This window comes from Carbonatibacter coralli (assembly GCF_039592655.1).
Taxonomy (GTDB): Bacteria; Pseudomonadota; Alphaproteobacteria; order Kiloniellales; family Kiloniellaceae; genus Carbonatibacter; species Carbonatibacter coralli.
Genome location: NZ_JBBUTJ010000013.1, coordinates 1 through 12,478, shown reverse-complemented (window position 1 = coordinate 12,478; position 12,478 = coordinate 1). Strand labels below are relative to the sequence as shown.

Here is a 12,478-nt window from a genome sequence, read left to right as displayed (position 1 = left end):
TCAAAACGGAAGGGAAGTGGTGGGGAAGACAAACGTCAGACTTCCGGATTATCCCGCACTGAACACAGCAGGATCCTCATCACCCAGAACTTCAATCTGGGCGACAAGCCCCTTGTGCACAACCCGCGAAACGGAGTGATCAACCAGCGTCACCAGTTGCGGGATCGGGAGTTCCATGTCACCAACAAAACAGGACCCCGGGCAAACCGGCCATGTCTGCACATATTCCAGCGGTGCATTTGCCAGAGCCCCCTGTGGCCAGCATCGTTTCCAGATATTGCCAATGGGATGGAAGCTGGAAATCTTGTTGGGCCCGCCTGAAACAAAAAAGACACGCACCGTTTCACCGACATTGGCCTTCATGGTGCCCAGCGCACCGGCTGTAAAAGAGCCCGCAGCTCCATTGAACAGGACATAATTGGGTGATTCCGCAACCATGGAACGGGCATCAAAACCTGTTTCTCCGGGCACACCAAAGCGTTCACGCGTGTAAAGCTCGTGCTGTCCCAGATAGAATTCCCTGTCCACAGGCGGCAGGCCCTCCTCCGGCTCGACAACGATCATGCCGAACATGCCGCGACTGATATGCTCGTCCAGATTGCTCACGCCGCAGTGGTAAATGAAAGCGCCCGGGAAAAGCGCCGTAAAGGACAGTTTTTTCGACTGTCCGGGAACAACTTCCGTGAAGGCAGCCCCACCACCGGTACCAAAGGAAGCATGAAAATCCATACTGTGTGCATCTTCATTGCCCGGCAGGTTCGTTACAGTAATGTTCAGTCGATCTCCCTGACGCACGCGGATCATCGGGGCCGGGATCTGACCGTTAAATGTCATGAAGCGTGAGGTAACACCCGGCATGATTTCAGCGGTCATCAACTCCGCAATCAGTTCAATGTCATGGGTTCTGGGCTCGGAGTGGGTCACAGGCCCCGGCAAAACAGCCGGATCCGCAGCAGCATAGCCCTCACGAGCCAACTGTCCGAAGAAACTGCCTTCAACCGGTTTTGGCGATGGCACCTTTGCCTGTACAGCGGTAGACAGAGTCAGCCCTGATGCCCCTGCTGCGACCAAACCGGAACCGGTCAGCTTCATAAAGGCACGCCGTTCCATATCCATCATATTGTTACTGGTCATCTTTTTCTCCTTTTCTGACCAACTTTTGAAACCAACTAGAGCTTTTCCAGCAAGGCCATAAGCCGAAGGCGAGCCCCTTCGCTCAGCTCAGGACTGGATGCGATTTTCTCTGCAAACCCGGCCTTGTCATGGGAACTGTGGCCAACCGCAATCAGACCGACCATGCCGATGGCCCGGTGGGCGATACACTGATAGGCGTAGAGACCTTCCTTGTCGAAACGGACCAGGGCTCCGGCGTTCTTTGGCGCGCTGAAGGGCGCGGCCCCTTCCGGGATCAGGCCGGGAACAGACTCAAGATCGTGCCCGAAATCCCAGGGAACGAACTCCACACTTTGCCCTCTGGAAATGCGGACAAATCCGGGATCAAAAACCTTGGCTGTACCATCAGGCCCCCGATCCATCATTCTGACCTGAACTGTTTCTGCCGCAGCCAAGCCCGCTTCATCAGGAACAGCGTCGGCTTTGAAACCCGATTGTTCGATCAGGCCATATCCCTGCTTCAGGCTCTCACTGAAGTAGAAATCCGGATCGTATTCCTTCTTCGCCCAGAGATACCAGGGGTCGCTCTCAATGCCCTCGTATTCAACGATTGTGAAAAGGCCGCCCGGCGTGTCCCCGCCATTGCTGAGGTGGTGCTCGTTGTGGTCATGAGCAGGCCAGCGTCCGGGATTGTTCATGCGGATGATGACATCCTTGCGCTGACCTTCTGCGACAGCAACAGTATCCGCCCAGTAGGGGGCAGGCATGGGCAAGCCGTCCTGATGGGTGACCAGCATGTCATGCCCGTGCAGGTGAAAGGCAACCCCGACAGTCGCAGCATAAAGGCGCAATCTGAGGACATCCCCTTCCTTCACCCTGATCGGCTGGTTGTAGGGAAAGCACTTTCCATTGATCGAATAGAAATCAAGATGATCTGTCGGATCTTCCGTCGCAAAATAGTCGTTCGCCACCTTGCTGTTCCAGCCGGTGAACATCAGGATCGCCTCTCTGGTGACCTCCTTCTCAATGGGTAGCGGCTCCAGCGGATCAACAATCAATGGCCCCCACATCCCGCGGACACCCACATGGTTTGGAACCTCGACATGACAGTGATACCAGAGGCTTCCAGGACGATTTGCTACAAAGCGATAGGTAAATTCTCCACCACCGGAATTGATCGCCTCCTGATTGATACCCGGAGCCCCATCCATCCACCACGTTCCCGTCATCGGCACCCCGTGCCAGTGTACCGTGTGCGTCGCGGTGGTGTTGTTCACAACAGCCGCTTCGATCGTGTCACCTTCAACGACATGAATGAGCGGGCCGGGCACCTGGTTGTTGTAGGCCCACACCTTGGCTTTCAAGTCTCTGGCAATTGTGACTTGCGCCTCTTCAATCGTCATTGAAAAGTGGTGGGTCTGCGGATCGGGATTGACCGGCTTTTCATGAGCACCGCCATCCGTGACTCCCGGTGAAAGCCCGGACATTGCAACAGCACCAGCTCCGCTCATCTGGATGAAACTTCGTCTACTGAGGATGCTTTCAGACATTCTCATCTCCTGTTTTCAAACAATCAATAGCGAATCGATATGATATTGAATCGCTATTATTGATTCCCCATTCACAGAAAACAGGAAAGGCTAATTTTTACGGGATCGTGAACAGAACAGGGACAGCTCAAAGAAAAAAATAAAACTCTTATATATATCAATTGATTATGAAGGATTAACCGCCTCTGCGACTCATTCGCACAGCCCCGCCCATCCCGAAAGTATTGTCCTTCCATCACAAGAACAATCAGCCCCGGAGCGGGTCTCCTTGAAGGAAGCAAACAAGTCGTGACAGAGGAAAACACAAAAAACTGAAGACCTCTGTAATCGGTTTAAAACAGCGGCAAAACAGATATGATAGGCCGCAATGCCTGACCTGAACCGCTCCCGACTGTTTCAACTCCGTGAAGCACAGCGGATGTGAAACATCTTGCTGTTTTTCGAAAAAGCTTCAAGGTTTGGTCACAGGGCAGAGAAATCTGTTCGTCACATCCTTATCTTCCCAATCGAACACAACAAGGGCCTCACGTTGAACACGCCTGCGAAATTTGATCAGACAGCACTCGTCATCTTTGTTCTTCAAATCCTCATCTGGGGTGTGAACTGGCCGATCATGAAGATTGGCCTGGAAGAATTCAGTTTCCCGCCCTTCTGGTTCGCTTTTTTCCGGGTATCAATCGGGATGACCGTTCTCTTTGCGATCCTGGCCTTTATGGGACAGATCACCAGACCAGACAGACGCGACCTGAAAATTGTCATGATTGTCGGCTTCTTTCAAATGGCTCTCTTTCTGACCTGTGTGAATGTCGGGTTGCTCTATATTGATGCGGGACGGTCTTCTGTTCTGGCCTACACCACCCCATTGTGGATCACACCGGCTTCAGTGTTGTTCCTCGGAGAAAAACTGACAAAAACAAGGGTAATCGGCGTTGTTCTGGGGCTGGCCGGCGTCATGGTCCTTTTCAATCCTGCCGAACTTGACTGGAGCGACCACGACGCCCTGAAAGGCAACGGCATCATGCTGATGGGGGCGATCTGCTGGTCGATTTCCATTCTGGCCATCCGTCGTCACACCTGGGTCAAAAGCACATTGCAACTCAGCCCCTGGCAAATGCTTGTCGCCTGCGTTCCCCTGCTGATCGTGGCCCTGTCCTTTGAGGATGTTGGACAGATTGAGTGGACTCCCCTCTCTGTCACGATCATTCTGTTCAACGGTGTCTTTGCAACGGCCTTTGCCTTCTGGTCCTCCATCATGGTTGCAAGCCGCCTGCCTGCGGTGACAACCTCTCTCGGTTTTCTGGCGATACCGCTTTGCGGGGTCCTCTTCTCAAACCTCATGCTGAATGAACCCATGACACTCTCCCTGACAACCGGCATGCTTCTCATCGTCGCCTCTGTTGCCGCCGTCAGCGTTCCCTGGAGCAGGCTGCGCCGCACAAAACCGCAAGGTTCCTGATTGCATTTGTCACGGGGACTGATTACCTAAACCCCATGACAAAGGAAAAGACCAACCCCCACCTGATGACTGACTGGGACCGCCGCAAGGACTATCGTCGCTGCGATGTGGAAGGCTGCGAGGAAGCAGGCGAATACAGGGCTCCCAAATCCCGGGACAGCCTCAGGGACTATTACTGGTTCTGCCTTGATCATGTGCGCGCCTACAATGCCAGCTGGGACTTCTGCAAGGGCATGAGCCCGGACGAGATTGACCGGATGCGACGGGATGACGTGACCTGGAACAAGGCAACCTGGCCCATGGGGAACAGCCCCGGCGCAGGGCTTGGCTATCGCGGCAAGGCCGGGCAGGCCTCGGCCCGGAGCGAAGCCTTTCAGGAGGCATGGGACCGTTTTGCCGAGGATCTGTCGTTCAAGAGTGACAGCAGAAACGACAGGAAGACATCCGGGCAGAAAAGGGAAAGGGCCGCGCCGTCCCTGCCCCAGATCGAGCAGGAGGCCCTGCAGGCTCTGGGACTGGGCAAACACCCGACAGCACGGGAACTCAAAAAACATTACCTCGATCTGGTCAAGGAACATCATCCGGATCGCAACCCCGGACGTAAGGATGCCGAGGAGCGCCTGAAGACAATCAATCAGGCCTATGCCCTTTTGAGGGAATCCTCTTTCCTTCAACCCGATTTACAGAGCCAGAACACCTGAACAATTGCACCAGAAACGCTCCATCCCGTCCAACCTGCACCCGCAGCGAGAAAGGGGAATTGCCAAGTCAGACTTTCCGCACTAGGTTACGAATCTGACAGTGGAGCAAAATCCCGCGTGATTTAACCCTTCCACCCGAAAAAACGACATGAAACGGCCCGGCGATTCAAAAAAATTGTTCGGCGGCAGGAATTCTATTTGAAAAGAAGAGACTGATGACTGCTCAAACTCAAAACCTTACATCTTCCTCCTCCGGTGACATCATCTCCAACGAGCCGGACACCCGGGTTTCCGTTCGCGAGGTGTTTGGTCTTGATACCGATCTGATGGTCCCTGCCTTCAGCACGCCAACAGAATATGTTCCTCCCCTGGATCCGACCTACCAGTTCGACCACGACACAACACTGGCCCTGCTGGCCGGTTTCTCCCACAATCGTCGCGTGATGGTCCAGGGCTACCACGGAACCGGAAAATCCACACACATTGAACAGGTTGCGGCCCGCCTGAACTGGCCCTGTATCCGCATCAACCTCGACAGTCACGTCAGCCGTATTGATCTCGTCGGAAAGGACGCCATCGTTCTGAAGGATGGCAAGCAGATCACGGAATTCCGCGAAGGCCTCCTGCCATGGGCCCTGCAACGCCCTGTCGCCCTGGTCTTTGACGAGTACGATGCCGGTCGCCCGGATGTGATGTTCGTGATCCAGCGTATCCTCGAGGTCGAGGGTCGCCTGACACTGCTGGACCAGAACCGTGTGATCACACCTCACAATGCCTTCCGTCTTTTCTCAACAGCAAACACTGTCGGTCTCGGGGACACCTCCGGCCTCTATCACGGCACCCAGCAGCTCAACCAGGGCCAGATGGACCGCTGGAACATTGTCACCACGCTGAACTACCTGCCTCATGACGAGGAAGTCAAAATCATCCTCGCCAAGCACCCGGAATATGCGAGTGACGACGATCAGAAGAGCATTTCCAGCATGGTGGCTCTTGCCGATCTGACCCGTAGCGGATTCATCAACGGAGATATCTCCACCCTGATGTCTCCGCGGACTGTTCTGTCCTGGGCGGAAAATGCGAAGATCTTCAACGATCTGGATTTCGCGTTCCGCGTCACCTTCCTCAACAAGTGTGACGAGATTGAGCGCCCGGTTGTTACAGAATACTTCCAGCGCTGCTTTGACCGCGAACTGAACATCTAAACTTTTCAAAGAGCCAGCGGCTGCGGCCGTTGGCTCGTGACTGTCTGGGCGGAAAGCACAGGATCATGAGCAAACCCGAAAGTCCTCTGGAACTTTTCAAGCGCGTCACCTCCTCGACAGCGCGTGCAATGGCACAAAAAGCCGATCTGGAAGTCAACTTCACGACCAAGGGACGCGGACTGGCCGGCAACGAACTGCGCCTGCCCACACCGACCAAGGAACTGCCTGCACACGAAGTCGCCATTGTTCGCGGCCGCGCGGATCAGGCCTCTGTCCGCCTGCGCTTTCACGACGAAGCCTCTCACCAGTCGAAACGTCCGGCCTCACAGGAAGCAGCGTCGGTTTACGATGCTCTGGAGCAGGTTCGCTGCGAATCACTGGGTGTCCAGCGCATGGCAGGTGTTGCTGGCAACCTTGAAGCCAACCGTCAGGCCACACACGATGCCCGCGGCTTCACCACGGCAACCTCTGCAGAGGATGTCCCGCTGGCCGAAGCTGTTGCAGCCCTCGCCCGTCAAAGTCTGACAGGCCGCGAGGGAACCCACAGTGATCAGGCCATTCTCGAACTGTGGCGCCCCAATCTGCCGCCAAATCTGACAGAGTCCCTGGACAATCTGGAAACCCTGCTGGGTGATCAGGAAGCCTTTGCCAGGGCAACGCGCGATATTCTTGTCCAGATGGACCTGAACCCGGGCGATGATCCCGGCGAAATGGAACAGGAACAGGACGAGGAAGAACAGCACACCGAAGAGGAAGAACAAAACCTTCCGGACGATGGCGAACAGGAAGAGCAGCAGACCTCCGAACAGTCTGCTCCGCTGGATGCCGACAGTGGCGAAGCCGGAGAAAGTGACAGTGCCGGGGACCAGGACAGCGAGTCCGAAGGCGAGAACGCACAAGGACAGGGCAAGGATGCACCCGGTGCCCAGGACCGTCCGCCAGAATACGATCCGAAGCAGAACATGTCTGCCAGGGATCGCTACATGACCTTCACATCGCAGTTTGACGAGATCGTTGCCGCCGAAGACCTCTGCGAAGACGAGGAACTGACCCGCCTGCGCGATCATCTCGACCGTCAGCTTGCCAACATGCAGGGGGTGATCGCCAAGCTGGCAAACCGTCTGCAGCGTCGCCTGATGGCTCAGCAAACCCGCTCGTGGGAATTCAATCTCGAAGAAGGCCTGCTGGATACAGCCCGCCTTACACGCGTTGTCATCGACCCCATGCACTCCCTGTCCTTCAAGCAGGAAAGCGACAGCGAATTCAAGGACACTGTTGTTACCCTGCTGATTGACAACTCGGGCTCGATGCGCGGACGCCCCATCATGACAGCCGCCATTTCCGCTGACATTCTTGCCCGCACGCTGGAACGCTGCGGGGTCAAGGTCGAGATCCTCGGCTTTACCACCAAGCTCTGGAAAGGCGGTCAGTCCCGCGAACTCTGGACCGACAAGGGCAAACCGTCACATCCGGGTCGCCTGAACGATCTGCGTCATATTATCTACAAGCGCGCCGATGCCCCCATGCGCCGTTCGCGCAAGAACCTGGGACTGATGCTTCGCGAAGGTATCCTCAAGGAAAACATCGATGGCGAGGCGCTGATGTGGGCCCATTCCCGCCTGATGGCCCGCAGCGAGCATCGCCGCATCCTCATGGTGATCTCCGATGGTGCTCCTGTCGATGACTCAACCCTGTCCGTCAATGCAGGAAACTTCCTCGAGGACCATCTGCGCGAAGTGATTGACTACGTTGAGAACCGGTCCCCCATCGAGCTGGTTGCGATCGGTATCGGACACGATGTCACCCGCTACTACAAACACGCCGTGACCATCAATGACGTCGAACAGCTTGGTGGCACCATGATGGAGAAACTCGCAGAACTCTTCGATGAGGAACGCGAGAAAAAGACTGCAAAAGCCCTTTGAGCAAAGAAAAAGCCGCGATATCTCCTCGCGGCTTTTTTGTTTTCTGTCCTATGCTCCCTTTTGCAGAGGCTCCTCCTCAAGTTCTTTGAGATGCTGCTTCCAGAATGCCAGAAAGTCATCTGCAGGCATGGGGCGCGCATAGAAGAACCCCTGAACCTCATGGCATCCATAGAGTTTCAGCAGGTCTTCCTCCTCCTGATATTCGACCCCTTCAGCCAACAGGCTCAAATCAAGTGAACGGCCAAGTGCCACAATCGTTTTGATGACAGAAACTGCATCCTTGTCCTTCGTCATGTCCACAACGAAGGAGCGATCAATCTTGAGGCGATGCACAGGCAGCTTGCGCAACACGGAAAGCGAGGAATAGCCGGTTCCAAAGTCATCAATCGCCAGTTCGACCCCCAGCTCACCCAGGCGGGTCAGGCTCCGGATCACCTGTCCGATATCACTCAGCATCGCTGTCTCCGTGATCTCCAGCTCCAGCGAGGACGGTTTGAGGTTATAGTGCTTCAGAACACCGGCCACATGATCAACAAAGTCCGGACGGGCAAATTCCACAGCAGAGACGTTTACAGCCATGCGCAGATCCGGCATACCCTGATCCTGCCATCCCTTGTGCAGCCTGCACACCTCATCCAGCATGAGCTTGCCGATGTCCTCGATCAGGCCGGAACTTTCCGCGAGAGGAATAAATTCGCCCGGAGACACAAAGGACCCGTCTTCCCTGATCCAGCGAATCAGAGCTTCAGCACCGACCATTTCCCTGCGCTGCAGATCGAACTGTGGCTGAAAATAAGGGCGAAGCTCCCCGTTCTTGAGACCGGTGCGCAGGCCCTGCATCAGTTCAACCCGACGATGCAGACTGTCCGAAAACTCTTCCTCATAGAAAACAAGGGAATCAGGACCTTCGCTCTTGGCGCGGTTGAGGGCGATGTCGATTTCGGACATGACATTGTCCGGCTTGCTCTTGTTGTCACAAAAGTGCGTGACACCGAAACAGGCCGTGATCGAGAATTCATTTTCATCCCAGTCAAACGGCTTGCAGAAAACCTTGCGGATACGCTCCAGCTCTCCGGCGTGCGGATCATCGGGATAACCCTCTTCACAGGACAGCAGCAGGGCAAATTCATCTTCGCCCAGATGAGCGACAACCAGTCCCGGAATATCAAGATCTGCCAGTCGCCTCGCCAGTGTTTTCAGCACATGGTCACCAACCTGGTGTCCCAGCGTGTCATTGATTTCCTGAAAGCGGTCCACATCGATCAGAACCACTGTGATCGTCGAACCGATCTCGTCTGCCAGCTCGAGGGCATTTTCCAGCAGTTCCTTGAAGTGTGTCCGGTTCGGCAGATTGGACAGGCTGTCATAGTAGGCAAGTCTGCGCATCTGGGCGGAAAGCTCGTTGCGTTCCTGATCCCTCCTCTGAAAGATTTCAAGGGATTCAGACAGGGCTTTCAGCTCCTTGATTTCAGGGTGCTGGATCCTCTCGCGGCTTGCATTGCCATGCGCCAGGTTCTGGAGAGAAGAGGTCAGGCTCCGGACCGGGTTCACCACTGAACGCGTTGCGTGCAGGATCAGAAGCATGGTGATCACCAGCATGGCCACAATCCCTGCTGTGATCAGGCTGGCAACCAGCTGTCCGCGCTGCACCAGATCGGTGACATCATAGTTGATGGCGACAATGCCGCTCACATCCCCCATCTGCCAGTCTGTCTTGCTCGAAAAGGCATTGACGTTGTGACAGTCGATACAGGCCTGATAACGCATCACATCCGACACCGCCACCCGGACAACCTGCCTTGTGTCACTCGCCACCAGCTCGGTATAAACGCGCTCCGGATCGGTCTTGAAGACCTCCCAGGCCCGCTGCTGGAAGGGATCCAGCAAGGGTGCTATCTGCTGTGTAAAGGGATAGGGGCTGGTCAGGTCCACAGAAATGGAACTGGTATCCTCAACGCTTTTTCTCTGCAGGAATTCCAGATTTTCAGGTGTGAGGAAATTGTCCTCCAGCTCTCTGTGGAAGACCGAGGCTGGCGCCGTCTGATCATAATAAAGCTGGGAGATAATCGACTGGATATAAAAATCACGCATCGACAGGTAGTTGACAGCAAAGTCCTTGGCCGCCCGTGTTGCAGATTTTTCAACATTCTGGGACACAAAAGTCGGGATGATAAACCAGACCATGACGATACTGATCAGAGTCAGCCCCAAAATGGGCGCCGTCAGACGGGCGTAGAGTGTCTTGAGAAAAGAAAACATACCTGCATTTCTTGTTTTTTAAGTCATCCCGACGCCTCAGGACCTCTCACCATCCTGGTGCCCGAACCGCCTGTTGCAAGAACGCTAAGCGGGAAGCAGTTAACAAAATAATACAATCCCCGTTAAATCTACAATTATTGGTGAATAGCAAATGAAGCATATTTTGGTTTCGGCACGAAAAAACCGCCCAAAACTCCCGTTTTTCAGGAATTTCGAGCGGTTCTTCACATTTTCGTCAGCCTGTACAGGCTTCCCGGATCCGGAGAAAACTCCGATGCAATCAGGAAGCTTGCTTGGACGCCAGAGCAGACTGGATAGATTTCTTCGCCTGACGCGCTTTCTTACCCAGTTTGTTGTTTGGTGTAGACAGCAAGAAAGCGTCAATACCGCCGCGCTTTTCAATTGTGCGGATCGCAGATGTGCTCAGGCGGAACTGAATGGTGTGGCCCAGAGCATCGCTCAGCAGAGAAGCTTCTTGCAGGTTAGGCAGATAACGACGACGGGTTTTGTTGTTCGCGTGGCTGACATTGTTGCCAGTTTGAACACCCTTGCCAGTAAAATCGCAACGACGTGCCATTGTTCTCAATCCTGCATTCATCTGTTAAAAGAAGAGGGCTGTGCTCCAGCCCGTGTCTGGCGCGTTTTTAAGCGAGTGGCAGGGCGTGGTCAAGGCTTCAAAGCCCTCTTTTCCAAGCCTTTGGGCTACACCCATTGACTTTACAGGGATTTTTTTTCCGAAAGGTTCGAAAAAAGTGGTCAGGGAATCGATTCGACCACGCAAATCGTTTTAATTTTCATAATCTTATGGACAGCGAAATTTTCACAAAACTGACCATATCACCCCCTGAAATCTACAGGAATTGCCCCCGCTCACCAAGCCCTCTCCAACACGGCTGAGAACAAAAGGTCAACCAGAACCCTTCTGCATGATCAGAGCACCTTTCCTCCGGATCAGATCCGTGAAAGCCATTGCTGCTGAAACCCGTCAGACAAGCGAATGCAGAAACGGAAACACCTGTGCAATCTGGCAGTCATGACAGGAGATCGCTCCAACCGCCTCTGACAGCCCTCTTTGAAAGTCATTTCAGGGAAGGAAATCCTGTTTTTCCTGATTCACCTGTTGCAAATTCATGAGAATGATTATTAAAAACATCTAAGGGGTGGTCAAAACGTTCGCAGGGTTCACTTGCGGACATTTCAACGGAACAATGGGTCCTGATGCTGTTAGATGATGCCATAGTAGAGAGACTTTATATTCTCTACGATGTTCCGTTGCGCAAGTTTCTGGGCAGGATGCTGCGCAATGAGGAAACCGCGGCAGAGATCGCCCAGGAAAGCTACACCAGAATTCTGCGCTACAGCTCGGGGCGTCCTGTTGAGGATCCCAAAGCCTACCTGTTCCGGACAGCAGCAAATCTGGCAAAGGACTATCTGGCAAAGGAGAAAACCAGAAACCTGCTGGACAGTCCGGAAGATACTCTGGAACAGCTTCCCAGCTCTCTGCCCTCTGCCGAAACGCTCACTGAAAACCGCCAGAGGCTGGAGCTGATTGCCAAAAGCGTGGAAGAACTCCCCGCGCGGCAAAAAGAGGTCTTCCTCCTGAGCCGGGCAAAGGGGCTTTCAAACGGCCAGATTGCCGAACAGCTGTGCATTTCCCGCAACATGGTCGAAAAACACATCATCAAGGCCATGATCCATTGCCGGAACCGTTTGAAGGAAGCAGAAAAATAAATGCAGGAAAAAGGTCAGGACTCAAAAGGAAATCAGGTCTTACTATCCATGAAGCACTCTTTTTATATCAACAACCCCCAGACCCGATTGTAATCTTCACCCTCTCAAACCAGTCAGAGCATCGAACACACACGATCATGTCCCATCAGAACACCAGACAGACCTCGGCACAACCGGATGACGCCCTTTTTGAAAAGGCCGCACACTGGTTGATGCGCAATCAGTCTGAGGGACAGACCAAAGAAGAACAGGAAGCCTTTCAGCAATGGCTGGATGAAGAGATCACGCACGCCATTGCCTACGCGGAAGCAGAAGCGCTGTGGGACGAGAGCACACAGGCCCTGCAATCGAAAAAACCCGAAAATCTTCATCAGTCTGGCGATCCAAAGCGCAACGAGGTTGTCGCCTTTCTGACCTGCCCCCATGTGGTGATCCAACCTTTAAGTTAGATTTTGACACCATGAGCCGTCCAGCTGTGGCGGCTGGAGCGTAGCGTAAGCCAGAACAGCTGGACGGGGCAAGATTGTTGTTGGTGCAG

At 54.2% G+C, this 12,478-nt stretch carries 10 protein-coding genes; 6 read left to right on the top strand and 4 right to left on the bottom strand.

The window, feature by feature from the left end; genetic code table 11:
• Positions 1-48 precede the first annotated feature (48 nt).
• Together nirK and AAAH10_RS16005 are read right to left on the bottom strand one after the other, a co-directional pair.
• Positions 49-1,134 carry a copper-containing nitrite reductase gene (gene nirK / locus AAAH10_RS16010; RefSeq protein WP_343565409.1) on the bottom strand — a complete coding sequence of 362 codons (1,086 nt, stop codon included), beginning with the start codon at positions 1,132-1,134 and terminating at the stop codon, positions 49-51.
• 35 nt (positions 1,135-1,169) lie between these two features.
• Positions 1,170-2,663 carry a multicopper oxidase domain-containing protein gene (locus AAAH10_RS16005; RefSeq protein ID WP_343565407.1) on the bottom strand — a complete coding sequence of 498 codons (1,494 nt, stop codon included), beginning with the start codon at positions 2,661-2,663 and terminating at the stop codon, positions 1,170-1,172.
• Between the two features lie 529 nt (positions 2,664-3,192).
• Between AAAH10_RS16005 and AAAH10_RS16000 the strand changes: the two genes are divergently transcribed.
• The 4 genes from AAAH10_RS16000 to cobT all read left to right on the top strand — a co-directional run bounded on the left by AAAH10_RS16000 (position 3,193) and on the right by cobT (position 7,950).
• Positions 3,193-4,119, top strand: a complete 927-nt coding sequence (locus AAAH10_RS16000) for a DMT family transporter (RefSeq protein ID WP_343565405.1) — start codon at positions 3,193-3,195, stop codon at positions 4,117-4,119.
• A 35-nt stretch (positions 4,120-4,154) separates the two neighbouring features.
• Positions 4,155-4,820 (top strand): DnaJ domain-containing protein, encoded by a 666-nt coding sequence (locus tag AAAH10_RS15995; RefSeq protein ID WP_343565403.1) that lies wholly within the window; start codon positions 4,155-4,157, stop codon positions 4,818-4,820.
• A gap of 215 nt (positions 4,821-5,035) precedes the next feature.
• Entirely contained in the window at positions 5,036-6,025 is a 990-nt protein-coding gene (cobS, locus tag AAAH10_RS15990; protein ID WP_343565401.1) for a cobaltochelatase subunit CobS, read from the top strand.
• A gap of 65 nt (positions 6,026-6,090) precedes the next feature.
• Positions 6,091-7,950, top strand: a complete 1,860-nt coding sequence (gene cobT, locus AAAH10_RS15985) for a cobaltochelatase subunit CobT (RefSeq protein ID WP_343565399.1) — start codon at positions 6,091-6,093, stop codon at positions 7,948-7,950.
• A 48-nt stretch (positions 7,951-7,998) separates the two neighbouring features.
• On the opposite strand, the gene AAAH10_RS15980 is transcribed toward cobT, so the two are convergent.
• A complete protein-coding gene (locus tag AAAH10_RS15980; RefSeq protein ID WP_343565397.1) occupies positions 7,999-10,209 on the bottom strand; it encodes an EAL domain-containing protein in 2,211 nt (736 codons plus the stop codon).
• Positions 10,210-10,489: 280 nt separating this feature from the next.
• A complete protein-coding gene (gene rpmB, locus AAAH10_RS15975; RefSeq protein ID WP_343565395.1) occupies positions 10,490-10,786 on the bottom strand; it encodes a 50S ribosomal protein L28 in 297 nt (98 codons plus the stop codon).
• A 641-nt stretch (positions 10,787-11,427) separates the two neighbouring features.
• Between rpmB and AAAH10_RS15970 the strand changes: the two genes are divergently transcribed.
• Together AAAH10_RS15970 and AAAH10_RS15965 are read left to right on the top strand one after the other, a co-directional pair.
• Positions 11,428-11,940, top strand: coding sequence for a sigma-70 family RNA polymerase sigma factor (locus AAAH10_RS15970; protein WP_343565393.1), 513 nt, complete (start codon positions 11,428-11,430; stop codon positions 11,938-11,940).
• A gap of 137 nt (positions 11,941-12,077) precedes the next feature.
• On the top strand, positions 12,078-12,389 hold the full coding sequence (locus tag AAAH10_RS15965; protein ID WP_343565391.1) for a FecR/PupR family sigma factor regulator: 312 nt from the start codon (positions 12,078-12,080) through the stop codon (positions 12,387-12,389).
• Positions 12,390-12,478 lie beyond the last annotated feature (89 nt).

Bases quoted from the DNA above. Each gene is read 5' to 3' on its own strand.
- nirK (WP_343565409.1), bottom strand. From the start codon at position 1,134: ATGACCAGTAACAATATGATGGATATGGAACGGCGTGCCTTTATGAAG.
- AAAH10_RS16005 (WP_343565407.1), bottom strand. From the start codon at position 2,663: ATGTCTGAAAGCATCCTCAGTAGACGAAGTTTCATCCAGATGAGCGGA.
- AAAH10_RS15995 (WP_343565403.1), top strand. From the start codon at position 4,155: ATGACAAAGGAAAAGACCAACCCCCACCTGATGACTGACTGGGACCGC.
- cobS (WP_343565401.1), top strand. From the start codon at position 5,036: ATGACTGCTCAAACTCAAAACCTTACATCTTCCTCCTCCGGTGACATC.
- cobT (WP_343565399.1), top strand. From the start codon at position 6,091: ATGAGCAAACCCGAAAGTCCTCTGGAACTTTTCAAGCGCGTCACCTCC.
- AAAH10_RS15980 (WP_343565397.1), bottom strand. From the start codon at position 10,209: ATGTTTTCTTTTCTCAAGACACTCTACGCCCGTCTGACGGCGCCCATT.
- rpmB (WP_343565395.1), bottom strand. From the start codon at position 10,786: ATGGCACGTCGTTGCGATTTTACTGGCAAGGGTGTTCAAACTGGCAAC.
- AAAH10_RS15970 (WP_343565393.1), top strand. From the start codon at position 11,428: ATGCTGTTAGATGATGCCATAGTAGAGAGACTTTATATTCTCTACGAT.
- AAAH10_RS15965 (WP_343565391.1), top strand. From the start codon at position 12,078: ATGTCCCATCAGAACACCAGACAGACCTCGGCACAACCGGATGACGCC.